22 protein-coding genes are annotated in these 23,644 nt (G+C 63.4%); 8 read left to right on the forward strand and 14 right to left on the reverse strand.

From position 1 onward, the window contains the following. Positions 1-31: 31 nt before the first annotated feature. The 7 genes from ACFWEM_RS00380 to ACFWEM_RS00410 are packed head-to-tail and all read right to left on the reverse strand — an operon-like array spanning position 32 to position 6,770. Positions 32-739, reverse strand: a complete 708-nt coding sequence (locus ACFWEM_RS00380; RefSeq protein ID WP_378530096.1) for a class II aldolase/adducin family protein — start codon at positions 737-739, stop codon at positions 32-34. Further along, positions 736-1,890, reverse strand: a complete 1,155-nt coding sequence (locus ACFWEM_RS00385) for an LLM class flavin-dependent oxidoreductase (protein ID WP_378530098.1) — start codon at positions 1,888-1,890, stop codon at positions 736-738. The genes ACFWEM_RS00380 and ACFWEM_RS00385 overlap by 4 nt, the downstream gene beginning before the upstream one ends. Continuing rightward, a complete protein-coding gene (locus ACFWEM_RS00390) occupies positions 1,887-2,996 on the reverse strand; it encodes an LLM class flavin-dependent oxidoreductase (protein WP_378530100.1) in 1,110 nt (369 codons plus the stop codon). The genes ACFWEM_RS00385 and ACFWEM_RS00390 overlap by 4 nt, the downstream gene beginning before the upstream one ends. Next, the gene (locus tag ACFWEM_RS00395; protein ID WP_378530102.1) at positions 2,993-4,033 is read right to left on the reverse strand and encodes an ABC transporter substrate-binding protein; all 1,041 of its coding nucleotides are present in this window, start codon (positions 4,031-4,033) and stop codon (positions 2,993-2,995) included. Before ACFWEM_RS00395 ends, ACFWEM_RS00390 begins: the two co-directional genes overlap by 4 nt. Then, positions 4,017-4,859, reverse strand: coding sequence for an ABC transporter ATP-binding protein (locus ACFWEM_RS00400; protein ID WP_378530104.1), 843 nt, complete (start codon positions 4,857-4,859; stop codon positions 4,017-4,019). Before ACFWEM_RS00400 ends, ACFWEM_RS00395 begins: the two co-directional genes overlap by 17 nt. Further along, positions 4,856-5,713 (reverse strand): ABC transporter permease, encoded by an 858-nt coding sequence (locus ACFWEM_RS00405; RefSeq protein WP_378530106.1) that lies wholly within the window; start codon positions 5,711-5,713, stop codon positions 4,856-4,858. Before ACFWEM_RS00405 ends, ACFWEM_RS00400 begins: the two co-directional genes overlap by 4 nt. A gap of 4 nt (positions 5,714-5,717) precedes the next feature. Continuing rightward, entirely contained in the window at positions 5,718-6,770 is a 1,053-nt protein-coding gene (locus ACFWEM_RS00410; protein ID WP_378530108.1) for an NrtA/SsuA/CpmA family ABC transporter substrate-binding protein, read from the reverse strand. A gap of 247 nt (positions 6,771-7,017) precedes the next feature. Here ACFWEM_RS00410 and ACFWEM_RS00415 point away from each other — a divergent pair, with 247 nt between their 5' ends. From ACFWEM_RS00415 to ACFWEM_RS00430, 4 genes are all read left to right on the forward strand, one after another. Continuing rightward, positions 7,018-7,767, forward strand: a complete 750-nt coding sequence (locus tag ACFWEM_RS00415; RefSeq protein ID WP_378448482.1) for an IclR family transcriptional regulator — start codon at positions 7,018-7,020, stop codon at positions 7,765-7,767. Between the two features lie 118 nt (positions 7,768-7,885). After that, positions 7,886-8,356: an NfeD family protein gene (locus tag ACFWEM_RS00420; protein WP_378532689.1), complete on the forward strand. Its 471-nt coding sequence runs from the start codon at positions 7,886-7,888 to the stop codon at positions 8,354-8,356. Continuing rightward, the gene (locus ACFWEM_RS00425; RefSeq protein ID WP_378530110.1) at positions 8,353-9,168 is read left to right on the forward strand and encodes a slipin family protein; all 816 of its coding nucleotides are present in this window, start codon (positions 8,353-8,355) and stop codon (positions 9,166-9,168) included. Before ACFWEM_RS00420 ends, ACFWEM_RS00425 begins: the two co-directional genes overlap by 4 nt. A gap of 59 nt (positions 9,169-9,227) precedes the next feature. Then, a complete protein-coding gene (locus tag ACFWEM_RS00430) occupies positions 9,228-10,466 on the forward strand; it encodes a DUF222 domain-containing protein (protein ID WP_378530112.1) in 1,239 nt (412 codons plus the stop codon). A gap of 82 nt (positions 10,467-10,548) precedes the next feature. On the opposite strand, the gene ACFWEM_RS00435 is transcribed toward ACFWEM_RS00430, so the two are convergent. Next, positions 10,549-11,244 carry a pyridoxamine 5'-phosphate oxidase family protein gene (locus ACFWEM_RS00435; protein ID WP_378530114.1) on the reverse strand — a complete coding sequence of 232 codons (696 nt, stop codon included), beginning with the start codon at positions 11,242-11,244 and terminating at the stop codon, positions 10,549-10,551. Positions 11,245-11,326: 82 nt separating this feature from the next. On the opposite strand from ACFWEM_RS00435, the gene ACFWEM_RS00440 reads away from it, so the two are divergent. Next, entirely contained in the window at positions 11,327-12,712 is a 1,386-nt protein-coding gene (locus ACFWEM_RS00440) for a PLP-dependent aminotransferase family protein (RefSeq protein WP_378530116.1), read from the forward strand. A gap of 59 nt (positions 12,713-12,771) precedes the next feature. Then, positions 12,772-14,889, forward strand: coding sequence for an FAD-dependent oxidoreductase (locus ACFWEM_RS00445; RefSeq protein WP_378530118.1), 2,118 nt, complete (start codon positions 12,772-12,774; stop codon positions 14,887-14,889). Positions 14,890-14,896: 7 nt separating this feature from the next. Here the strand turns inward: ACFWEM_RS00445 and ACFWEM_RS00450 are convergent, their stop codons facing one another. From ACFWEM_RS00450 to ACFWEM_RS00475, 6 genes are all read right to left on the reverse strand, one after another. Beyond that, complete coding sequence (locus ACFWEM_RS00450) at positions 14,897-15,955, reverse strand: isopenicillin N synthase family dioxygenase (protein ID WP_378530119.1); 1,059 nt, start codon at positions 15,953-15,955, stop codon at positions 14,897-14,899. A 169-nt stretch (positions 15,956-16,124) separates the two neighbouring features. Then, positions 16,125-17,228 carry an inositol-3-phosphate synthase gene (locus ACFWEM_RS00455; RefSeq protein WP_003945979.1) on the reverse strand — a complete coding sequence of 368 codons (1,104 nt, stop codon included), beginning with the start codon at positions 17,226-17,228 and terminating at the stop codon, positions 16,125-16,127. Next, complete coding sequence (locus ACFWEM_RS00460) at positions 17,221-17,784, reverse strand: PadR family transcriptional regulator (RefSeq protein WP_003946014.1); 564 nt, start codon at positions 17,782-17,784, stop codon at positions 17,221-17,223. Before ACFWEM_RS00460 ends, ACFWEM_RS00455 begins: the two co-directional genes overlap by 8 nt. Before the next feature lie 116 nt (positions 17,785-17,900). Then, on the reverse strand, positions 17,901-18,671 hold the full coding sequence (locus ACFWEM_RS00465; RefSeq protein WP_378530121.1) for a DUF1707 domain-containing protein: 771 nt from the start codon (positions 18,669-18,671) through the stop codon (positions 17,901-17,903). Between the two features lie 9 nt (positions 18,672-18,680). After that, positions 18,681-19,502: a DUF1707 domain-containing protein gene (locus ACFWEM_RS00470; RefSeq protein WP_378530123.1), complete on the reverse strand. Its 822-nt coding sequence runs from the start codon at positions 19,500-19,502 to the stop codon at positions 18,681-18,683. A 9-nt stretch (positions 19,503-19,511) separates the two neighbouring features. Continuing rightward, entirely contained in the window at positions 19,512-20,351 is an 840-nt protein-coding gene (locus ACFWEM_RS00475) for a DUF1707 domain-containing protein (RefSeq protein ID WP_378530125.1), read from the reverse strand. Positions 20,352-20,479: 128 nt separating this feature from the next. On the opposite strand from ACFWEM_RS00475, the gene ACFWEM_RS00480 reads away from it, so the two are divergent. Then, positions 20,480-20,899 carry a DUF5318 family protein gene (locus ACFWEM_RS00480; RefSeq protein ID WP_042448217.1) on the forward strand — a complete coding sequence of 140 codons (420 nt, stop codon included), beginning with the start codon at positions 20,480-20,482 and terminating at the stop codon, positions 20,897-20,899. A 592-nt stretch (positions 20,900-21,491) separates the two neighbouring features. Further along, the gene (locus ACFWEM_RS00485) at positions 21,492-23,639 is read left to right on the forward strand and encodes a transglycosylase domain-containing protein (RefSeq protein WP_378532690.1); all 2,148 of its coding nucleotides are present in this window, start codon (positions 21,492-21,494) and stop codon (positions 23,637-23,639) included. Positions 23,640-23,644: the final 5 nt, after the last annotated feature.

Here is a 23,644-nt window from a genome sequence, read left to right on the forward strand (position 1 = left end):
GTTTCCTGTTCTGAATCTGTGATGGGGGTGGTTAGATGAGGCCGCGTCGACGCGCCTCGTCGGCGAGTCCGCTACGCCCCCACTGGACGGTGAGGTTGGACGGATCGAATTCGACCGAGCCGCCGAGGGATTCGGCGATCGCCTGGAACTGTGCGCCTTCCTCTAGGAGGACGACGAACTTCGCGAGGTCGAGCAACCCGCTGCGGCCGATGACGTTGACCCCGCCGTTGGCTTCGAAGATCGCGACGAGATCGGGGTCGTGTTCGAGGCGCTCGAGGATGAACTCGCCGGCAGATCGAGACCGATCGATGTGCGGCGGAATCTCTCGGGAGAGAGTCAACCTCTGCGAAGCCGCGTAGCGGATCGGCAGTGTCCGGTGTGTCTGTGCCCAACCGCCGAGCCACGGTGTGTGGATGTGGACAACGCTGGTGATTTCCGGATGCTGACGGAAGACTGACGCGTAGCCGGTGACAAATCCGGCCGATCCGTTGCCGGACAGCACCTCTCCATCGAAGGTGGCGACCACTGGTGACACCGATGGGTCATCCGCCCACGGTCCCGGATCGTTCAGGGCGACCGCGATTTCGGTGTCCGGCACGCGTTCGACGAAGTTGACGGTCCCGTTGGCCGCAACCGTTCCGGTCTTGCGGAAGACGTCGAAAGCCTTGTCGGCTGCTCTACGTGCTTCCTCGACAAATGCTGCGGTGTCGGCATCGAGACGGGTTTCGGTGGTGGTCATCGGGTCTCCAGTCCAGAAGGTGTGATCGGGGTGCGCTGCAGAAGAGGTAGAACTTCTTCGCCGACGCGGTAGGCCTCTTCGAGGTGCGGGTTACCGGCGAGAATGAAGGCGTCGACGCCCAGTTCGCGCAACTCGTCAAGTCTTTCGGCGACCTGCTCGTAGCTACCGACCAGACCGAACGCCGGTCCGCCGCGGATCAGGCTGAAACCGCACCACACGTTGGGCTGCACTTCCAGATCCCGGTAGCCGGTGATGTGTTCGGGCACCCAGCCTTTGATGCGGGCAGCGCCAACCGAATCACCCTGCGCTGCACGATCGGCAGCGCCCTTGTCGACGAAGGCCCAACCCTTCTCGATCTCGGCCCACGCGGCTTCTTCGGTGTGCCGGGCGACGACGTCGATGCGTACGGCGAACTTCGGGGTGCGTCCGAGTTTGGCCGAGTTCTCCCGCACACCGTCGATCTTGTATCTCAAGTCGGCGTACGGCTCCAGCCAGGAAAGGTAGTAGTCGGAGTGCAGTCCGGCGGCGGCGACGGCTGCAGCCGACGATCCGGAGAAGTACACCTCGGGAAACGGCTGGCCGGCAAGTCCGGGTGGCAGTGCGGCGCCCTGGGTTTGGAAGAAGCGACCGTCGAAGTCGAAAGGTTCGCCGTCCCAAACACCTTTGAGGACATCGAGGAACTCGGACGTCCTGGTGTAGCGGTCGTCGTGGTCGACCTTGTCGCCCCACCACAGCTGAGGCGCTCCGCCTCCGCCACTGATGATGTTGTAGACCAGACGTCCGCCGGTTGCGCGCTGCAGACTGGCCGACATTCGCGCGGCCTGCACCGGGTGAAGGAACCCCGGTTGGAACGCGACCATGAATCGGTACGTGGTGGTCTCGGCGGCCAGCGCTGCTGCGGTCGCCCACGGATCCTCGGTCATCGGGAAGGACGGCAGCAGTCCACCGAGAAAGCCGGCGGACTCGGAAGCCTTTGCCACCGCGGCCATGTGGTCGATGTAGCTGTATCCGTCCAACTCGCCGCCGCGGATCGCGGGAGCGATGTTGCCCGGTCCGTATCCGCCGGCGTCGCCGCGGTTGTAGCGGCGCGGGGTGCGCAGCGACGCATGGTCGCCCTCCATCCCGATCCGCCAATAGAAATCGATACTCATGCGGTGGCCTTCTCTTCTGTGGTGGCCTTCTCTTCTTTACGGATCCGACCCTCGGGATCGACCAGGTGCAGGAGATGCTCGCCCGCCCGGTGCAGCTCTTCGATGTGTGGCCGACCTGTCAAGACGAAGCCGTCCACGCCGAGATCGCGATACGACGACAGTCGCTGTGCCACTTCCTCGTAGCTTCCGACGAGACCGATGCTGTGCTCGTAGCCGATGCGGTCGAATCCGGACCAGAGGATTCCGCCGCGCTCGATCTCGAGTGCCGCGGAATCGGATTCTCTCAGTTGCCGTTCGACGCGAGCCCAGGCTTCGTCGGCTGTCTCCCGCGCGATGATCGGGATGCGCAGGACCTTGTCGACTGTCCTGCCGAGTTCGGACGCTCGGTCGTCGAGGGCGGTGATCCGCGTCGACAACTCGTCACCGGCGAGGGTGAACTGATGGACGTCGCCATGGTGGGCGGACAGTTCCAGAGCTTCCGGAGAGTCGCCGGTCAGATGCACTCGGGGAAAAGGGAGTCCGGACAAGATGCCTCGGAATCCGCCGCCGAGTACGTCGTAGTACTCGCCGTCGAAGTCGTAGCCGGTGCCGCCGAATCCACCTGGCAGAATCTGTTCCTCGTTCCACACACCGCGTGCGACGGTCAGAAACTCCGCGGCGCGAGCGTAGCGGTCGGCTCCTCGAACCACATCACCGCGAGCGGTGGCATCGTCGGCGTCTGTGTCGACCTTCACGCGCCACTCGAGACGACCTGCCGACAGACGCTGAAGTGTCGCAGACATTTTGGCGGCATAGACTGGAGTGCCGAAAGTAGGGTGAAACTCCACGACCACTCGCGAATGACGCGTCTGACGCAGTGCTGCGGCAGCAACGATCCAGGATTCTTCTCCGCTCGGATCGTACGGTGCGACTACCCCGTCGACGCCCGACAGTTCGGCTGCGAGAACGATCTGCGCCAGTTCGTCGAAGGGCCCGAAGTTTCCGGGGCGAACATCGGTCGCGACGGTAGTCGGTCGCTGTGGCCCGAAGCCGCCGCGACTGTTCAGCGCGGCCACTGCTCGGCGTCCGTCACCGCGCGAGGGTAGCTCCCAGTAGACGTCCGTCATTCTGCCGTGCCCTTCTGCGCAACAAGGTTGCGTGCCTGTTCCAGGGGTTCGTGCGCCACCCACGACTGCAGGTCGAAGTCGGCGGCGAGGAAGCCGTGCGCGTACAGGAATTGCTTCTGCACGCCGAGCAGGTCCACACGTTCGTCCGACAGGCTCAAGTGCAGTCCGGTGTGGAAGTTCTCGCCGTACGCTGCCACCACACCTTCGGGCCCCGATTGTGTTTCGGTCTGCAGCACAGCCCGGACCTCGTCGAGGTTGGCTGCGGCCCAGTCCGCCGCCCTCAGGCTCTCGGCGAGGAAACCGACAACGATGTCCGGACGCTGTTCGAGTAGATCGGCGTGAACCGTGATCGGGCGTGGAGTGCCGTTGTTGACGCGATCACGCAGGGATGCAGTGGAATCGAGATCGACGACCACCGCGAGGCCGTGTTCGCGGGCAACTTCCTGGGCGCGGGCTCCCTTGACGTAGATGGCGTCGACGTCGCCGCGTAGCAGGGATTCGACGCCCCACGTCGTGTTGCGACTGGAGGAGGCAGTGCGGACCTCGGGGGCTGCCGTCGTTGCTACCTCGACGAGCGTGACATCGGCAAAACTCAACCCGCCCAGCCGAAGTGCCGAGGCGAAGCCGTGCAGAGCCATGGCGCGAGGAAAGCTCCTGGCCTGGTCCGCCGCCCAGGCCGGGATTCCGATCCGAGCGCCGGCCAGCAGGCCTGCTTCTCGGATGTCGGAGTCACCGCGCACCAGGATCGCCTGGGCCTCGTCGATCCAGGTGAGTCCGATCAGCCTCGTCGGTGAACCACCGGCACGCGCGGCCAGCGCGGGGACGTTGCCGCCTTCGCGAATGAGTCCGGAGAGTTGGTGGTCGAAATGGCGCACTGCCAACTCCGGTCCCGCATCTTGCAGTACGCCGAAACGCACTCCGGCTTCGTTTGCCGTCCGGTCGAGCCAACCGAGGCTGTTGGCGAGACCGCTTGCGGTGGGGACGGGGCAGCGTGTGTACCAGAGTGTGTCGATTGCGGAATCAGCGATCAATGTCATGACTGTCCTGTCCGTCGGGGAAGGTGCGGCCGACGCCGAGCTCCTTCAGGAAACTCGCTCGGTAGCGCAAAGATTCGGGATCGTTCCGATCGCGGGGGCGTGGCAGGTCGATGTCGACATCCACGGCAAACCCGCCCTTGTCGAGAATGAGTACGCGGTCGGCGAGTCGTACGGCTTCGTCGACGTCGTGAGTGACGAGCAATACCGCGGGACGGTGACGCGCGACCAGATCGCCTACCAGGTCTTGCATTTGGAGCCGCGTCAGAGCGTCGAGAGCGGCAAAGGGTTCGTCGAGTAGCAGCAGTTCAGGTTCGCGGACGAGGGCACGAGCCAATGCGACGCGTTGGGCCTCACCGCCGGAGAGGGTGGCAGGCCAGGCTCGGTGCTTGTCCGCGAGGTTGACCTCGGAGAGTGCGTTGCGGGCGTTGTCGGCGACCTGGCGCGATCGCTTCTGTCCCACTGTGACATTGGCCAGAACTCGCTTCGACGGTATCAATCGCGGTTCCTGGTAGACGACCGTGCGGTCGCGCGGGACCAGCACCTCACCGCTGTCCGGTGCTTCCAGTCCGGAGAGCACTCGCAGAAGTGTCGTCTTGCCGGTGCCGCTGGGACCGAGCAGGACAACGAACTCTCCACGTGTGATCTCGAGGTCGATACCACCCAGAACCGTCTTGTCACCGAACGACTTCCGCACTCCGGTGAGTGAGACTGCCACTGGTGATCCGGCCCGTCGCTCGGCCGCGGTGGTACCGGTCCGCTCACGGGTTGCCAACGGCGGCAGAGGTGCTTCGGTGGATGGCAACGAGCCGATGGTTGTATTCGTCATCGTGCCACCGACAATCTCCGCCACGGCATGGAGTACCGCTCGATCAGTCTGACGATTGCATCGAATATCAGACCCAGTGCCGCGTACATGACGATGCACAGAACCATGTAGTCGGTGCGGTTGTATTCCTGCGCCAGGGTGACCAGATATCCGATGCCCTCACGAGTGCCGACCTGCTCGGCCGCGATCAATCCGGTGATGCTGAGCGACAGGCAGATTCGAATCCCCATCAGAACGCCGGGGAGGGCGGTCGGAAGAATTGCCCCGAAGACCAGTCGCCAACCGGTCAGGCCGAAACCCTGTGCCGCTTCCACCATCTTGCGATCGACTCCGCGCACTCCCAGGTAGGTGTACGCGTACATCGGGGCGACGGTCGCGACGGCGATCAGTACCACCTTGAAAGTTTCGTCGATACCGAACCAGGCGATGAACAACGGAACGAGCGCGAGGAACGGCACCGCGCGGTTGATCTGCATGGTGGAGTCGATCAGCTCTTCACCGAGCGAGGAGAGACCGGACAGAACCCCGAGCACCAATCCCACGATGACACCGACCGAAACACCGAGCGCAGCACGTTGAAGCGACGCGAGACCGAAGTCGACCAACTGGCCCGACTCGTACAGCTCGGCAAAAGCCGTCCACACCGCCGGAGGTCCGGCCAGGATCTCTTCTCGGATCAGCCCGGTAGCCGACCCGATCCACCATCCGGCAACCAGCAGCGCGGGCACGAGGAAGCGGAGGGGGATCGAGACCCACTTGGGCCTGCTGCGATTGCGCCGGTAGCGCGGCGTCTCGAGTTGCGGATGCTCCACTGACGGCGACGCAGTTCGTGCGGGCCGGGTCAGCGTCACCATCGGGTCACTTCCCCTCGGTGGTGGGCGCTGCCGCTGCCGAACCTGCCACAGCACCCTGGAGGTCGAAGATCACGTCACTGCCCTTGATCGGCTGCTGGATCACCTTGTTCTCGGCGAACAGCGTGGAGATGGATTCGAGGTCGGTGGCATCCGCTGCGGTCGGGTAGCGGAAGTTGGTGATCTGGCCGCCCAGGGTGATCGCGTCGTCGAGTCGCTGTCCGGAGAGAGCACGCGGACCGGTCTGTTCGAAGACGTTCTCGAATGCTGCCGGGTCGGCCTGCTGCTTCGCGGTGAGTTCCTGCGTGACCTCGAGGAACTTCTGGACCACCTCGGGATGTTCTTCGAGAATCGCGGTGCGGCCGGCGATGATGGTGCTGTCCACGGAGTCGATGCTGGCTTCGGTTGCGATCTCGACCGCGCCCTTGGCCTTGGCCTCCTGGTAAGGAATCAGGAACGAAGCCCAGGCGTCGACCTGCCCGGTGGAGAATGCCGACGCGGCGTCTGCCTGTTGCAGCGGAACACGTTCGACGGAATCGATCGGCACTCCGGCCTGTGTCAGGGCCTTGAGCGTGATGTACTCGCCCTTGCCTGCCGGGTTGACGGCAATGCGCTTGCCGGCCAGATCGGCCACGGTCTTGATGCCGGATTCCGGAGTGGCGATGATGCCGGCCTGGTCCTTGTTGTACGGGTCCGACGTCGCAAAGATGCGGACACCCACGTCCTTGGACAGTGCGCCGACGACGGGACTGTATGCGCCGGTTTGGATATCGAGTTCGCCGCTGTTGAAAAGTTTGAGGTTGGAGCTGAATCCCGGCGTGGTCTTGACCCATTCGATCTTTGCGCCCAGCGGTGCAAGCGCCTCGTCGTAGGTTCCGTCGCGCTTGCCGACGGCGATGGCACCGGAGTTTCCGGGATCGAAGACCTTGAGTGTGAAGTCTGCGCTGGAATTGCCTGCGGCGCTGTCGGAATCGGAAGACCCACACGCCACCGCCAACCCGGCCAGCGGGATCATGGCGAGCGCAGCGGCAGCTCGTGGCAGTCGGCGGAAGCGGGACATGTATGTGGCTCCTTCAGGCGTTGAATCGTCAGAACTGACGACGATGACGCTATTGGGTGCCAGTCCGTTTTACCCCCGTTTGTTTTCTGGAGATTGGAAATCTTGACAACATCGGAAGTCTGTTTATCTGGGCTTTTGCAGGTCTCCATCTGCATCCTTTCCATCTGATGGAAAGGATGGCCGGACTGCTGGGTCCGTGTTAGCGTCCGATTCTCAGGTCGATCAGGCCACAGCGAAAGGATCGTTCGTGACGGACGCACGCGGCGCGGGAGTTCAGACGGTAACCCGTGCCCTGACCATGCTCACATGTTTTCGCAGTGGCGAAGAACTGGGAGTCTCGGAAGTTGCGCGGCGACAAGAGCTTGCGGTCAGCACCACGCATCGATTACTGCAGTCGCTCGTCGACGCAGGGTTCCTCGAGAAAGACGATGCAACCAGTCGGTATCGCATCGGCGCGGCGCTGGCGGCCTACGGGCAGGTCTCCTACCGGCAGCATCGAATCTATCTGTCCGAGCCTTACTTGGAGCAATTGGCCGCGACGACAGGAGCATCAGCCTCGCTGGCAGTGCGAAGCGGAAGTGAGGTGGTGTTACTCGGTTTCAGCCGGTGGCGCGAGGCCGACGGACACGTGCTGCAGGGTGTTCGCCTTCCCTTGCATGCGAGCGCACTGGGGAAAGCCTTTCTGGCCTGGTCCGATGTCGACGACTCGGAACTCGCTGCCCTGCCACGTGAAGCGACCACCCAGCGTGCGATCACCGATGTTGCCGGTATCCGTCGGGAGTTGGAATTGACCCGCGAGCGCGGTTACGGATTCAACGACGAAGAGTTGACCCCGGATTTCCGGACGATCGGAATTCCGATCGTCGATGGATCAGGCACTGTGCGTTACGCTCTCGGGCTCCGAGGCCCTGTGGAGTTGATGATCGACGAGCGGATTCCGTTCCTCGCGGATCTTGCCAAGGTGACCGCGAGACAGATCGGTGAGGTCCTTCTCTGAATTGATGTGAAAGCGCTTGTGGCAGATCCGGCCGAACGTGATTACCGTTGGAGTCGAGGGCGCGATCGCACAATGGCTACGCGACGTGACCGCGTCCTCGCGAGCATGGAGACGAGTGATGACGACGATCGGTGTCGTTGCCCTGCTGGTGGGTGTCCTGTTGATCGTGGTCGAGGCGCATGCCCCAACCGCGGGGGTGCTCGGTGCGCTGGGAGCTCTTCTGATCGGTGCGGGCGTCTGGATGCTCTTCACGTCCGACGGTATCGGCCAATCGATCGCGATCCCGGTGACGGCGGGGGTTGCGGTGGTCGGCCTGGGCGTAGTGGCGGTAGCGAGCCGAAAAGCACTAACCGCGCGCCGCGCGCCCGTGCGTACCGGGACCGAGTCGCTTGTCGGCTCCGATGCGACGGTCCGCAGTTGGACCGGCGCGCAGGGTCAGGTCGAGCTGGACGGCGGATTATGGAGTGCTCGAATGGAATTCGGGTTCGACGATTCTGCACCTGCCGTAGGCGAATCCGTCGTCGTGGAGCAGGTTCGAGGCCTGACTCTGAAAGTGCGTCGTCGTGAACCGTGGGAGTTGCCGCTATGACCACCGTGCTTGTTGTGTTGTCCGTACTTGTCGTGTTGGCCGCAGTGCTCGCGGGCATGTCGGTGAGGGTCCTGCGTGAGTACGAGCGCGCGGTGGTGTTCCGCCTCGGTCGACTGATCACTTTGAAAGGCCCGGGCCTGGTGATTCTGGTTCCGGCCATTGATCGCATGGAGCGGGTCAGTCTGCGAACGGTAACGCTGAAAATCCCGGTCCAAGAAGTGATCACCCGCGACAACGTACCGGTGAAGGTCACCGCCGTCACGTACTTCCGGGTTGTCGACGCGGACCGTTCGATAGTCGAGGTCGAGGACTTTCTGGCCGCCACCTCACAGATCGCCCAGACCACACTGCGCTCGATTCTCGGCAAGGCAGAGCTGGACTCGCTGCTCTCCGAACGTGAACGCCTCAACGAGGACTTGCAGAAGGTCATCGACCAGCAAACCGAACCGTGGGGAGTCAAAGTCACCACCGTGGAGATCAAGGACGTCGAGATTCCAGCCAACATGCAGCGCGCCATCGCCCGGCAAGCAGAGGCCGAACGCGAACGGCGAGCCAAGATCATCAACGCCGACGCGGAGTTTCAGGCTTCGGCCAAGCTGGCCGAAGCGGCAGAAGTGATCAGCCGCAATCCGACCACCCTGCAACTGCGTTACCTGCAGACGCTTCACGAGATCGGTAGTGAGAACAACTCCACCGTTGTCTTCCCCTTGCCCTTGGATCTTGTCCGGCCCTTCATGGGCGGCCGAGTCGAGGCTACTCCCGCGACCCAAGAACCTGCCCGTTTCGCCTGGAATGCGAAAGTTGTTGATTAGCAGCTAGTTTCGTTTCTCCACCTCTTGTATTCGAAACTGTGTTCGAATACGATTGCTGCATGGACAGTCGGGAAGCATGGCAGCTGGATGGTGAGGACCTCAAGGGTGAGGTTCTGGATCTGGTGCGTGTCCGGCACGAGTTGCAGTCGCGGATGGTGTTGTTGATCGTGGAGATGTTTTCCCGGGAGACTTTGGTCGGGAAGGGTTTTCGGGCGATCGCGCAGTGGTTGCATGGTTCGACGAATCTGGAGATCGGTGAGTGCAGTCTTCTGGTCAGCTTGGCTCGGTTGCTTCTGCTCGAACCTGTTGTCGCCGATGCATTCCATCGCGGGGATGTGGATGCGTTGAAGGCCCGTCAGGTGGCGTCGTTTTGTCAGCATCCACCCAAGAACATGACCCCGGCCGATGTCGACGAGGCCCGCGGGATCCTGCTCGACCTGGCGTCGAAGAACATCGCTGATTGTGATGCGGTGCGGGCGGCGATCCGGCGGATCGAGAAGCAGTACGGCAAGCGTGAGGACGGCGTCCCTGTGGGTGAGGATTCGGAGCGTAACGAGTTCTATGCCTCGAAAGGTTTGTACGGGCGGGTGTCGGTAAAGGGTGATTTGGATGCGGTCAACGGGGCCCGTTTGATCACGTTGTTGTCGAGTTTGTCGGCGCCGACGCCGGAGAAGGATGGCGTGAAGGACACGCGTACTCCGGCGTTGCGGCGGGCGGACGGGTTTTGCGAGTTGTTGCGGCGGTATGAGCGGGCGGGGTTGGGTCCGATCGAGGGTGGGGTGAAACCGCACATCACGGTGACTGCGTCGGCGAAAGACATGACCGATATGCAGGCTTTGAAGGATCTACTGCCGTCGACTCAGGAACTGGGGTTCGCGTGGGCGGATTGGGTAGGTCCGATCAGCATCGACACCGCCCGGATGTTGGCCTGCGACTGCACGGTCACCCGGATTCTGTTGGATGAGAATGGTGTTCCGCTCGACTGCGGTAAGGAAGTGCGAACCGCGACGGTACCCCAGCGGCGGGCGTTGGCCGTCCGTGATGGTGGGTGCGCGTTTCCGGGGTGCGGGACTCCGTCGGGGTGGTGCGATGCTCATCATATTGTTCACTGGAACGATGGTGGCCCAACAGATCTCGACAATCTGATCTTGTTGTGCGGTCATCATCATCGGACGATGCACCACACCGAATGGCGGGTCGAGATCGGCCCCGACCGAAAAACAGTGTTCTATCCACCGATGTCGATCGATCCGTATCAACAGCCGATCGGCGGGAACAGTCCACCTACAGCCGCCTGAACGGGCACAAACTGCAGACGCGAGCACCGGGGCATCACCATGCCCCGGTGCTCGACGTGTGTTGTCGGACTCGCGAGTGGGATCAGACCATCGTCGAGATATGTTCCGGTAGCTCGACGTTGGATTCGAGATCGTCAGACGGAATTGGTTCACCGAAGAGCGTGGATGCAGGAACTACTCCAGCCCAAACGGTTTCGACACCGATGTCGGCGGCATCGTCACCGGGCCCGCCGGCGCGGGCCTTGACGGAAGCCTCGTACAACGGCAGTGCAAGAACCACAGTAGCCGCCATTTCCTTGCGCGTGTGATCCCGAAGATGCTGGGAACGACCGGGAACCACCTGGTCGACGATCAGATTTAGCGCCTTCACTCGCTCGTCGCCGTCGGTCACGACTCGAGGTGATCCGACGATGATTCCGCTGCGGTAGTTCATCGAATGATGAAAGCCCGACCGAGCCAACACGAGTCCGTCGAGGATCGTGATGGTGATGCAGATTTCGCTGTCGGGAGCCAAGCTCCGTGAAGCCACTGAACCGTGAACATAGATAGACCCACCGCGGTCGGGGCCGTCGAGGTCGAACCCGTAGGCGGTGGGAAACACCATGGGAACTCCGCCGACGGTCACGCCCATATGGCACAGCTTCGCGGACTGCAATACGTCGACGAGGGCTGCTCGTTCCGCGACACCGTGGTGGCGGGCTCGCTTGTGCGTCGTACGTGCTGTCGGGGACAGCGGTGCAATAACTGCTGGGACGGCGAGAACAACGGAATCTGTCATGCAGACAATGCTGCTGGCAAAGTGGCTTCAAGTCATGATCCAATCAGTGGAGACTTCGATAGGCCACTTCAGAAAGGTTCTGATGCTTCTTCCCTCGGCGGTAGCCGTAGTCCTCGACCGGACGGATCGGCGGGCGCTTCCGGTCCAGGTCGCCGACCACCTCAGAGCTGACATCCGCAGTGGTCAGGCGGCGGTCGGTCTGCGGTTACCCAGCTCCCGGAAGCTGGCGTCAGAGCTCGCAGTGGCGCGGGGCATCGTGGAACGGGCGTATGAGCAGTTGATCGCAGAGGGATGGCTGGTCGCTGTCCACGGTTCGGGCACCTTCGTTGCCGAGGCACCCTCCCCCGTGGTCACTCCCACGACTACGACCGCGAAGCCCGCCGAGAAAGTGTTGCCCAGGGTGCGGCTTCGACCCGGTGTGCCGTGGACGCCGCCGCGCGCGTCGGCAGCCTGGCGTCGAGCGTGGCGAGACGTCGGGGCCACGCCACCACCATTCGAGGATCCCGATCCCGCGGGTGACTACGAATTACGCTCGGCACTATCGCAATTGCTGGCGAGGGCCCGAGGTATGTCGGTCGAACCCGAGCGAATCCTGATCACCTCGGGTGCCACCCACGGCCTCGGCCTGGCCCTGTCGGCGTTACGCACCAGTGGTGCAGTCCTGGCGATGGAAGATCCTGGATATCGTTACGCATCCTCGGCCGCAACGGCATGCGGATGGTCGTTACTGGACGTGCCGGTTGATGCGCACGGTCTCTGTGTGGACCAACTCGAATCGGCACCGGAGGACGTTCGTGGCGTGTATGTGACACCGTCCCACCAGTATCCGACCGGAGGGTTGCTTCCCGTCCGTCGTCGCAATCAGTTGATCGACTTCGCTCGAACCCGCGATGTTGTCCTGTTCGAAGACGACTACGACTCCGAATTCCGCTACGACGTAGCACCTTTGCCTGCGCTTGCGCAGTTGGCTCCGGACCGGGTGGTGTATCTCGGCACGGTTGCCAAGACGCTCGGCGCGGGAATTCGACTGGGCTGGTTGGTCGCTCCCCTCGAGTTGGTCGAGCGCATTGCGACATACCGCAAACGAATCGGCGACTTCCCCTCGATACCGCTGCAGCATGCACTCCTGTCCCTACTCCGTGACGGCGAATGGGATCGAGCGGTACGTACCGCCCGGCGCAGGTACCGGGAGCGTGATCGGGCGGTCGAGGAAGCACTGTCATCGTTCGGTGAACTGCGCGGACTCGGCGCCGGCATGCATACGACGCTCATGCTCGACGCAGATTTGGCAGAGGTCGTTGCTCGCGAGGCACTCGAACACGGCGTCGAAGTGCCAACTCTGGTCGAGTCCACCCGAACGCACGTAGACCCCGGCGGATTGGTCATCGGGTACGGGCGAGTGGAATCCGCGGACCTCGAATATGCGCTCGCGGTGATAGCCGAGTGCCTCGCACGTCACAGCGCGTGAAGTCTCGTTGATCGGGAGTGCGACAACGGACGGGTGTCGTCGAGTTCTAGCGTCCACTCGTGACGATCCGAAGCCAGACCTTTCCGCACCTGCTCGCACCAGGCACTATCGGCCCGATGACGGTGCCCAATCGCGTCGTTCTCCCTGCCATGGACATGAATCTGTGTGAAGACGGGGAAATCGAAAAGGGCGATATCGACCATTTCGTGGCGCGCGCGGCAGGTGGAACGGGTCTGATCATCACCGGTTGCTGCGCTGTTGCGTATCCGCTGGGTTGCACCAGTCGCAAGGAACCGGGGCTATCGGAAGACCGGTTCATCCCCGGACTCAAAGCATTGGCCGACGCGGTGCACGACGCGGGCAGCAAGCTCTGCGTGCAGATGACACACCACGGCAAGGTGGCGCGCATCGATACCCTCGACGGCCGACCGCAGTTGGTCCCGTCCACGCCGAAGCCGCCGGGTGACATGAGCGCGATGGCCGATTGCACGCCCGAAGAACTGGGCAAGATGGCTGCCATCAACGAGGGCAAGAGGGCGACCTACCACGAGGCCACCAAGGAAGATCTTGATTGGCTGGTCCGCATGTTCGCCGAGGCTGCCGGACGGGTGAAGGCCGCGGGCGGCGACGCCGTCGAGATTCACTGTGCCCACAACTACGTCCTCGGAGCGTTCCTGAGTCGGTACACGAATCAGCGCAGCGACGAGTACGGAGGTTCCATGGAGAACCGTGCTCGCCTGGCTTGCGAGGTCATTCGGGCGGTCAAGGAGGAGGTCGGCGGTTCGCTTGCCGTCATCGTGCGTCTGGCCGGTCAAGAGTATGGGGAAACCGACGGGCTGACGGTCGGCGAGGCCGCTGCGGCCGCGAAGATGTTCGAACAGGCCGGCGCCGACGCCATCCATGTCACCGGTACCGCGCTGAATGCTTTTGCCAACTTCACCGACGGCCCCCTGCCCGACAAGGTCGGCTACTACACCGACAATGCAACTCGAATCAAGAAGGCGATCTCGATTCCCGTGATCACCGTCGGACGTATGCTCCCCGAGGTCGGCGAGAAGATGATCGCGGAAGGTCGCACTGACTTTGCCGCAATGGGCCGTCAGCTGCTGGCAGACCCACAGTTGGTGAACAAACTCAAAGACGGTGCACCCGAGCGCGTTCGGCCTTGCATCAATTGCTACGTGTGCGTGCAGGAGAACTTCTGGGACGAGACCCCGCTGTGCGCTGTCAACCCCGCCCTGGGCAACGAGGCACTGCTCCCCTTCGTTCGCACCAGCACTCCGAAGCACGTTGTTGTGGTCGGCGCGGGCCCCGGCGGTCTCGAGACGGCCCGCGTGGCAGCTGAACGTGGGCACCGAGTCACGGTGTTGGACAAGTCCGATCGACTCGGCGGCACCCTGTGGTTCTCGAGCCTCACTACCCCGGACAACGGGCGTCTGCTCAGCTGGTTGAAAGTGGAAATCGAGCGTCTCGGTGTCGATGTTCGACTGAAGACCGAAGCCTCGGTCGCCTCGATCCGGGCACTGAACCCCGACACCGTAGTCGTGGCTACGGGTGCAGTCCGTGAGCGGCCGAGTGTTCCGGGCGGCGAACTCCCGCACGTACACACCGGTGACTCGTTGCGCGCCTTGATGACCGGCGCCGGCGACGTCTCACAGGTACCGCCGTTCCTGCGGACGATGGCCAAGTTGGGCAAGCTGTCCGGTATCACCAAGAGCCCCGCGGCGATCCGAGCTGTGACCCGCAAGTTCCTGCCCATGGGCAAGGACGTCGTGGTGATCGGTGGTTCGCTTGTCGGACTCGAGCTTGCGGAGTTCCTGGCCGAGCGCGGTCGCACTGTGACGCTGATCGAAGAAGGCCAGCAGTTGGGCATTCCGATGGCGATGCCGCGCCGCTGGACGGCTGTGCGTCACGCCAAGCACGTCGGTGTGAACATTCACCGCAATTCAACGGTGCAGCGAATCACCAAGGAGCACGTCGAATTCCGTTCCGGTGAGCAGACATTGACAGCTCCGGCCGACATGGTTGTCGTCGCGTCGGGTGTGTCGGCGCAGGCGCCACTGGCCGACGCTCTGATCGGCGTCGTCTCGGACGTGCATGTGGTTGGTGACGCGGTGAACGTCGACTACATCGAAGGTGCGATGCACACGGCGTGGAAAGTTGCGATGGACCTGTAGGTCAGCTTCAGGTAGCGCTTTGTGCCGCAACGATGTCCGGCCACCAGCGGGCCGCGACATCGGGGTGCGCGCGCAGTCGACTCTTGAGGGCGTTCGCCCCGTAGGAATCGTGGATCGGATTGTTCGCGTCCACGGTGACGCCGGTGGCGCGCGCCGCGAGTTCGGGCGGTAGGTCGAACTCCGGGATCTGTGCCGCATAGTTCGGGTTGAAGAAGAACGGCACCGAGATACGTTCACCGTCGCCTTCGGGTGAAACTACGCGGTGCACAGTCGCTTTCAGGTAGCCACCGGTTGCCACCTCGAGCAGTTCGCCGATGTTGACCACCAGCGCCCCGTCGATCGGCGGTGCGTCGATCCAGTCGCCGTCGTGCTCGACCTGCAGACCACCCTTGCCTGGTTCGACATAGAGCAGAGTCAGCACGCCCGCGTCCTTGTGCCCGCCGACGCCCTGGGAGCCGGCACCTTCCGGGCGTCCGGGGTAACGAACCACTTTGATGAGTATCGACGGATCGTGAGCGAACGCGTCGTCGAAGATGTTTGCGTCCTGCCCCAGCGCTACCGCCCATTCGCGCAAGAGGCTCAATGCGATCGAGGTGAGCGTGTCGTTCCACTCGGTGATGACGTCGCGGAGTTCGGGAAGTGCGTCGGGCCACTGGTTCGGCCCCTGAAGGATCTCCCAGGCCGGTGAGGTGTCGGTGCGCTCGGCGGCGGGCTGTTCGGCGCCGATGTCGATCTGCTCGCGCCAGTCCTGCTTGCCTTCGGTCAGTTCACCGCCGAGCCTGGTGTATCCACGGAAGTGCGGGCTGCGGACGTTCTCGATCGCGAGCTTCTCGGCAGTCGGAAGCGCGAAGAACTCGCGGGCGACGTCGAGGAGGCGTCGCTGCAGGTCGTCGGGAATTCCGTGGCCGACAAGATAGAAGAATCCGACCTCGTGGGTGGCCTCGCGGAGTTGCGTGCGGAACTGCTCGGCGGTGTCGGGATTCTGCGCCAGCGACAGATCGAGCACTGGTAGCGACGTAATCGACATGGGGTCCTCGATCCGTGTGATGGTTCTGATGTCCATCATTCCACGCTGATCGGCACACGGACCCGCGCGGCGATTCAGCAGCCGCAGGCGTGATTACCCGCGCGGATGCGGAAACACCCTGCGGATAACAGAATCGGGGCCTTGCGCCGTTGGCGCAAGACCCCGAATCAGCGTGAGCCTAAATAAGCTTCGTCGGCCCGGCGTAGACCTACGCTTCGTCAGCGCCGATGATGAAAGCCTCGAGCTCGATGCGAGCCTTGTCGTCGGCCATCTGGACCGGCGGGGACTTCATCAGGTAAGCGGAAGCCGGGTAAACCGGTCCACCGATGCCGCGGTCCTTGGCGATCTTGGCTGCGCGGACGGCGTCGATGATGATGCCGGCAGAGTTGGGCGAATCCCAGACCTCGAGCTTGTACTCCAGGTTCAGGGGAGCGTCACCGAAGGCGCGGCCTTCGAGGCGGACGTATGCCCACTTGCGGTCGTCGAGCCACTCCACGTAGTCCGAGGGACCGATGTGGACGTTGCGGTCGTGAACCTTGCCGGCAAGTGCGCCGGTCAGGTTGGACGTCACGGCCTGGGTCTTGGAAACCTTCTTCGACTCCAGGCGATCACGCTCGAGCATGTTCTTGAAGTCCATGTTTCCACCGACGTTGAGCTGGTAGGTGCGATCCAGCACGACGCCGCGGTCTTCGAACAGCTTCGCCATCACGCGGTGGGTGATGGTGGCGCCGACCTGGCTCTTGATGTCGTCACCGACGATCGGGACGCCGGCGTCCTTGAACTTGGCAGCCCACTCCGGGTCGGAAGCGATGAAGACGGGCAGAGCGTTGACGAATGCCACGCCTGCGTCGATCGCGCACTGTGCGTAGAACTTGTCAGCGTCGTCGGAACCGACGGGCAGGTAGGAGACGAGGACGTCGACCTGAGCGTCCTTGAGTGCCTTGACGACGTCGACGGGCTCGGCGTCGGACAGCTCGATGGTCTCGGCGTAGTACTTGCCGATGCCGTCGAGGGTCGGGCCACGCTGAACGGGAACGTCCAGGGGCGGAACGTCGGCGATCTTGATGGTGTTGTTCTCGCTCGCGAGGATCGCCTCGGAGAGGTCGAAGCCGACCTTCTTGGCGTCGACGTCGAACGCAGCGACGAACTGCACGTCGCGGACGTGGTACTTACCGAACTTGACGTGCATGAGGCCGGGGACCGTCTGGGTCTCGTCGGCATCCTTGTAGTAGTGGACGCCCTGAACCAGGGACGAGGCGCAGTTACCCACGCCCACAATGGCTACGCGCACCGCGGTGCTGTTCTCACCCATGGTCGGGTTCTCCTTCTTTCCGGGATGTTCCTGTTGTCGATTGCTCGGCTGCGATCAATTCGTTGAGCCAACGCACTTCGCGTTCACTCGATTCGAGTCCGAGCTGATGGAGCTGACGGGTATAGCGGTCCAGCGATCCGCTGGCCCGACCGACGGCCTCGCGGAGCCCCTCGCGGCGCTCCTCGACCTGACGTCGCCTGCCTTCGAGAATCCGCATCCGCGCTTCTGCGGGGGTGCGGCTGAAGAAGGCGAGGTGAACGCCGAAACCGTCGTCGGTGTAGTTCTGCGGCCCGGTGTCGGCGACCAGTTCGGTGAACCGTTGCCGACCTTCCGGAGTGAGCTGGTAGACGCGACGCGCCCGACGCTTGAGAGTGCCGGTGGCAGTGTCGACGTCTTCCGAGATCAATCCGTCGGCTTGCATGCGCCGCAGTGCCGGGTACAGCGATCCGTACGAGAACGCGCGGAATGCGCCGAGCAGACCAGTGAGCCGCTTACGCAGCTCGTATCCGTGCATCGGTGACTCGAGGAGCAGCCCGAGGATTGCGAGTTCGAGCAACTGACAAACCTCCCGAGTCGTTGAACCTAACCGCTTGATGCGATAACCAACTATATCGCGCCGATATATAAAACCACACTGCGGCCCGATACGTGTACCAAGGTGTCACGGCTAGATCAGGGCTTGAACGGGTAAATCGACATGATTTCGCCGTCGAGGGCAGCGGTCAGGTGCCCGCTCTCGTCGAGGTCGTTGCCGACGTGAATCTGGATGGTCGGAACATTTTCGGTGCTGTCGACCGAGACGTATCGAGTGGTCGGATTTTGCACCGACGTCGTTGTTCCGGCGCCGTCGAGCAGGGCGATCACGATGCGAGGATCGAGCTGTGTGACATCGATCTGTGCCACGCCGGGTTCGCGCGATCCACCTGAAGTCGTGTCCTCGAGGTCGCCTCGGTAGTAGCTGTCCAGGCTCTTGCGCGGCGCGGCAGGATCGGCGCGCGTAACCCGTGCATAAGTGGGGTAGATGGTCATCTCGTCTACCAGTCCGCTGCCGTACTCCGTTTCGATGGCACGGAACATCGCCCCCAGGCCGTCGACGGTGTGCAACTGTGGCTCGGGGCTGGAGAAGATCGTGACGTCGGACGCGGCGTATTTGATTCCGAAACCGATAGCCGAGACCAGTGACAGAGCGATGATCACAACGGCGATCCAACGCGTGTCCAGCGAAGGTTCTTTCCGAAGGACGGGTAGGGACGCCTCGGTCTGCAGATCGAACGTCAATTCTTCGAGATCGCCGAGAGTGACTGCAACCGCGGCGAGTTCGGTCAATTCGTCATGCTCGGCCGCGGTGAGTTGCCCGTCGGCGAAGGCGGAGTCCAGCACTGCGCAGGTGGCCTCGCGGTCGGCGTCGCGAGCACGGGTGGTCCGGGTCAGATCGTTCGGCATGTCCGAGGCCTATCGAGGAGTGAAGGGAGACAAGCGGATCGGGCGGCCATCCGGGGTCAGCTCCATCGAGCCGCTCGCGCCGAGTTCGTTGTCCACGTAGATGGAAATACGTGGATCTTGGCCCGACGAACTCATGCTGATGTGTGAGACCTTGGCGTCGGGGACGTTGAGATTGGCGGACGCTCCGGCCAGGTATCCGGCGAGTTTGTCGATGTCGACCGAGGCGAGGTCGAAGGTAGTCGTGCTGGCCGCCCGGGTCGACGTGCTGTCGCCTGGTGTGAAGCCTCCACGAAAGTCGATGTCCTCCTCCAGATTCGGCGAGACAGCGGCGGCGCGAGTGACGCTTGCATGGCCGTCGTAGAAGTTGGCGGAATCGATCATCGTCGTGCCGTACTTGGCGCTGTATCTGGTGATGAATTCCCCGATCCCGCTTGCAGTGACCGTGTTCAGCGTCGAACTCACAATGGGGGCAAGCGGTCCGACCGGTTCGGCTGCAGCCGGTGGAGGCGGTGGGGGTGAATCGTCGGCGGACAAGGTGAGGAACCCGATCATGCCCGCGAAGACAACCGAAGCGGCCGCGAGGTACCAGATCTTGTCGATACGACGAACTTTGGCGACGGCGTTACGCAGCGTCGCTTTCTGCAGATCGCGGACCAGCAGATCGAGCTGGCCGAGGGTGGTCGCGGTCATGGCCGATGCCGTTCGGTTCGCATGCTCGTCGACCGTGATCTGTCCGTCGGACAGGGCGGAGTCGAGAACGGCGCAGGTGTCGGAACGGTCGACGTCGCGCGCGCGGGTGCGCGTAGAGGTAGTAGTCGGGGACCCACTCACCGGCTCACCCTAGCTCCCGTACGGGTAGGAACGAGAGATCTCGCCCCACGGGGTGACTTCGATGCGTCCTTGGTGACCGAGTCCGTTCTCCGCATAGATCGCGATCTCCGGGACACCGTAGTTCGCGTTGAGGATCACGGCGGTGATCGTCGCGTCCGGCACTTTGATGAATTCGCCGATGTTTTCCATGAACGGCGTGAGTTTGTCGATCTCGATGGAGCCGAGGTCGAACGTCGGCTGATCGCTTCTGCGAGGGGTGTTGTTCGGCTCGATCTGGAATCCACCCCAGAAGCTGATGCGCTGGGTCTGAGCCGGTGCACCGGGTGCTGCGCGTTGGACCGAAGAATGCTTCTCGTGGAAGCTCGCGCTGTCGACGAACATGTCGCCGAACTCTTCTCGATACCTCTCGATGAATGATCCGATTCCTTCCGGCGTCAACGTGTCGATGTGTGCGATCAGGATCGGTTCGACGGTGGGCTCCGGCACCGGGGTGGTGGTCGGCAAGGGCGGAGCGAGGGAAGTAGTGCTGGCATAACTGGCTGTGATGTCTTCCGAGGGTGTCAACGGTGACCGACTCCACGCCACTGCGGCGATCGCCCCGACGACGATCAGAGCAGCAGCGCCGAGGTACCCGGCCTTGCGTGTCGTCGACGTGCGAGGCGCCGTTCTGGTCTCGATCTTCGGCACCTGCAGATCGTTGACCAGGCGCGCGAGCTCGAGCAGGGTCTTCGCGGACTTCGCCTTCTCGGTCCGTTCGAAGTAGTCCTCCGCGCTCAACTGCCCTTCGGCGTATGCAGCTTCCAATACATTGCACGTTTCGACGCGATCGAGATCACGAGCACGCGTCATCGGAGAACGGGAAGACTTCACAGGAAGTGATCGTAATGGCTGGTCGACATGCCCCCGGCCCCCGAAATGTGTTCATCGTGACCCTCCCGAACCGTCCGTCGCGGCGCGGACGCACGTACGCTGGTCAGGTGCGGATACAGCGGCAAGTTGTGGACTACGCGCTCGCGCGTCGGTCTGTGCTGGCCGAAGTGTCTGCGGGTAGGACCGACGTCAAGCAAGTGTGTGACGCCGATCCGTACCTACTCAGAGCCGCGAAGTTCCACGGCCGGGGCAGCGACGTCGTCTGCCCCATCTGCCGCAAGGAACAGTTGACGCTCGTGTCCTGGGTGTTCGGCGACAAGCTCGGCCAAGTTTCGGGATCCGCTCGAACCTCGGACGAGCTCGCTCGGCTTGCGGAAACAGCAGAGGAGTTCACGGTGCACGTTGTAGAGGTGTGCCGTACCTGCAGTTGGAACCACTTGGTGCAGTCCTATGTGCTCGGCGCAGTACCTGCGCCGCCGCGACCGCGGCGAGCACGCCCACCAAGCCGGCGCACCGCCAGCGAGTAACGCCACACCCGAAGAAGGGCCCGATCGAAGTCTGCACGTGATCGGTCCGTGACCACTGGAGATTTGATTCGTGAGTTCCCCCAGCAACAACAACCCGGGAGGCAACAACCCGGGTGGCCGTCCCGTCGGTCCCAACCGCCCCGCCGGACCTCCTCAGGGTCGTCCGCCGCAGGGACGTCCCATGGGTCCACCACCGCAGGGTCCGCCGCCCCAGGGTCGGCCTCCGATGGGCCCACCCCCTCAGGGTCGTCCGCCGCAAGGTCGCCCGATGGGACCCCCGCCGCAGGGTCGTCCGCCGCAAGGCCGACCTTCCGGCCCGCCTCCTCAGGGCCGTCCCGCCGGACCCCCGCCGCAGGGTCGTCCGTCGCAGGGGCGACCTTCCGGCCCGCCGCCACAGGATCGCGCGGGACGGGATCGCGCCGCTGGCGCTCAGGGAAACGAACCGACCCAGCGCGTCGCAGCAGCAGCAGCGACCACTCGTACCAACGCGGGCACCCGCCCGCCGGTCGGACCTCCTCCGACGAAGCCGCCGACAGGTGGCTCCGGTGGCGGTGGCAATGACGGACAACCCCCGAAGGGAAGAAAGAGCACCGTGAAGAAGAAGTCCAAGTGGCGCACAGTTCGCCGCTCGGCCTACGTCTTGGTGGCGCTCGGTCTTGTTCTGCCCGTTCTTGCCTTCATGGCCGCGTACATCGTGCAGGACGTCCCCAAGCCCGGTGACCTCAAGACCAACCAGGTGGCGACGGTCTTTGCCGCCGACGGGACCACGGTGATCAGCACCGTCGTCCCGCCCGACGGTAACCGCGTCGAGGTCTCGCTCGATCAGGTGCCGATGCACGTTCGTAACGCCGTTCTGGCCGCGGAAGACCGCGACTTCTACTCGAACCCCGGCTTCTCGATCTCCGGTTTCGCACGCGCAGCCCGAGACAACGTTCTCGGTCGCGACAGCGCGGGTGGTGGCTCGACCATCACGCAGCAGTACGTGAAGAAGGCGCTGGTCGGCTCGGAGCGTTCGCTGACGCGAAAGATGAAGGAACTCGTTCTTTCCTCGAAGATGGCAAACGAATGGTCCAAGGACGACATCCTCGCCGCGTACCTCAACACCATCTACTTCGGTCGTGGTGCCTACGGCATCGGCGCAGCTTCCAAGGCTTACTTCGGCAAGCCCGTCGACCAGCTGTCCATCGAGGAAGGCGCCGTCCTGGCGTCGTCGATTCAGCTTCCGTCGCTCCTCGATCCCGAAACCAACCCCACCGGTGCGAAGTCTCGTTGGGACTACGTGCTCGACGGCATGGTGTCTGCAGGCACGCTGGATCAGGCTGCGCGCACGCCGATGCAGTACCCCGGTTACATCCCGCTCGCCCAGGTCGACAACAGCAGCCAGGGCTCGACCGGACCCGAGGGCCTGATCAAGCGTCAGGTGCTCAAGGAGATCGGCGACGCCGGAATCAGCGAGCAGTTGCTCAACACCGAGGGTCTGCAGATCACCACGACCATCGACCCGCAGGCGCAGGCCGCAGCGGTCGAGGCAGCGCGTTCCAACATGAAGGGTGAGCCGGAGAACCTGCGCACCGCAGTGGTCTCGGTCGATCCGAAGACCGGAGCGGTCAAGGCGTACTACGGCGGTGAGGACGGCGCGGGATACGACTTCGCGAATGCCGGACTGCAGACCGGTTCCTCGTTCAAGGTGTTCGGTCTCGCAGCCGCCCTGGATCAGGGAATTCCGCTCTCGCAGATGTACGACAGCTCGCCGCTGACCGTCAACGGCATCTCCATCGGCAACGTCGAAGGTGAAAGCTGCGGCACCTGCACCATCGCCGAAGCACTCAAGCGTTCGCTGAACACCAGCTTCTACCGCCAGATGCTCAGCCTCGATGGCAACGGCCCGCAGGAAATCGCGGACATCGCTCACAAGGCAGGCATTCCGAAGGACATCCCGGGCGTCGGCCCGTCGCTCACCGAGGCTGACGGTTCCGGTCCCAACAACGGCATCGTGCTCGGCCAGTACCAGGCCCGCGTGCTCGACATGGCGTCGTCGTACGCGACGCTCGCCGCGTCCGGCACGTATCACGCACCGCACTTCGTGCAGAAGGTCGTCGCGGCCGACGGCACCGTGCTGCTGGACCGCGGCGCACCCGCGGGTGAGGACCGCATCGACGCTGCCGTGGCGGACAACGTGACGGCTGCGATGCAGCCGATCGCGGCGTACTCACGCGGTCACAACCTGGCCGGCGGACGTCTGTCGGCGTCGAAGACAGGCACCGCGCAGCTCGGTGACACCGGAGCCAACAAGGACGCGTGGATGGTCGGCTACACGCCGTCACTCTCGACCGCGGTCTGGGTCGGAACGCCCGACGGTGAAGCGATCACCAATTCCGGTGGCGCGATGATCTACGGCTCGGGTCTGCCTTCGGACATCTGGAAGGACACGATGGACGGCGCCCTCGACGGCACCGACAACGAGAAGTTCCCGACGCCGGGCAAGATCAACGGCCAAGCCGGTGGTGTTCCGGAGTACACGGCTCCCGCACCGCCCAAGACGTCGGCGCCGCCGACCACCACACCGACGACGACGGAAACCACTCCGCCGCCTGTGGTGACGACGACGCAGGTCGAGGTTCTGCCGGGCATCACCATCCCGATTCCTGGCATCTCCCGGCCGACGACAACCACGCCGCAGGTACCAGGGGCAGGCGAGACCACCGAGGAAGAACCGGCAGGTGTGAGCCCCGGCCAGTAGTTGGA

Source organism: Rhodococcus sp. NPDC060176 (assembly GCF_042728675.1).
Taxonomy (GTDB): domain Bacteria; phylum Actinomycetota; class Actinomycetes; order Mycobacteriales; family Mycobacteriaceae; genus Rhodococcus_F.

Coding starts and splice junctions, on each gene's coding strand:
- ACFWEM_RS00380 (WP_378530096.1), bottom strand. CDS start 739: ATGACCACCACCGAAACCCGTCTCGATGCCGACACCGCAGCATTTGTC.
- ACFWEM_RS00385 (WP_378530098.1), bottom strand. CDS start 1,890: ATGAGTATCGATTTCTATTGGCGGATCGGGATGGAGGGCGACCATGCG.
- ACFWEM_RS00390 (WP_378530100.1), bottom strand. CDS start 2,996: ATGACGGACGTCTACTGGGAGCTACCCTCGCGCGGTGACGGACGCCGA.
- ACFWEM_RS00395 (WP_378530102.1), bottom strand. CDS start 4,033: ATGACATTGATCGCTGATTCCGCAATCGACACACTCTGGTACACACGC.
- ACFWEM_RS00400 (WP_378530104.1), bottom strand. CDS start 4,859: ATGACGAATACAACCATCGGCTCGTTGCCATCCACCGAAGCACCTCTG.
- ACFWEM_RS00405 (WP_378530106.1), bottom strand. CDS start 5,713: ATGGTGACGCTGACCCGGCCCGCACGAACTGCGTCGCCGTCAGTGGAG.
- ACFWEM_RS00410 (WP_378530108.1), bottom strand. CDS start 6,770: ATGTCCCGCTTCCGCCGACTGCCACGAGCTGCCGCTGCGCTCGCCATG.
- ACFWEM_RS00420 (WP_378532689.1), top strand. CDS start 7,886: ATGACGACGATCGGTGTCGTTGCCCTGCTGGTGGGTGTCCTGTTGATC.
- ACFWEM_RS00425 (WP_378530110.1), top strand. CDS start 8,353: ATGACCACCGTGCTTGTTGTGTTGTCCGTACTTGTCGTGTTGGCCGCA.
- ACFWEM_RS00430 (WP_378530112.1), top strand. CDS start 9,228: ATGGACAGTCGGGAAGCATGGCAGCTGGATGGTGAGGACCTCAAGGGT.
- ACFWEM_RS00435 (WP_378530114.1), bottom strand. CDS start 11,244: ATGACAGATTCCGTTGTTCTCGCCGTCCCAGCAGTTATTGCACCGCTG.
- ACFWEM_RS00440 (WP_378530116.1), top strand. CDS start 11,327: ATGCTTCTTCCCTCGGCGGTAGCCGTAGTCCTCGACCGGACGGATCGG.
- ACFWEM_RS00450 (WP_378530119.1), bottom strand. CDS start 15,955: ATGATGGACATCAGAACCATCACACGGATCGAGGACCCCATGTCGATT.
- ACFWEM_RS00455 (WP_003945979.1), bottom strand. CDS start 17,228: ATGGGTGAGAACAGCACCGCGGTGCGCGTAGCCATTGTGGGCGTGGGT.
- ACFWEM_RS00465 (WP_378530121.1), bottom strand. CDS start 18,671: ATGCCGAACGATCTGACCCGGACCACCCGTGCTCGCGACGCCGACCGC.
- ACFWEM_RS00475 (WP_378530125.1), bottom strand. CDS start 20,351: ATGACGCGTGCTCGTGATCTCGATCGCGTCGAAACGTGCAATGTATTG.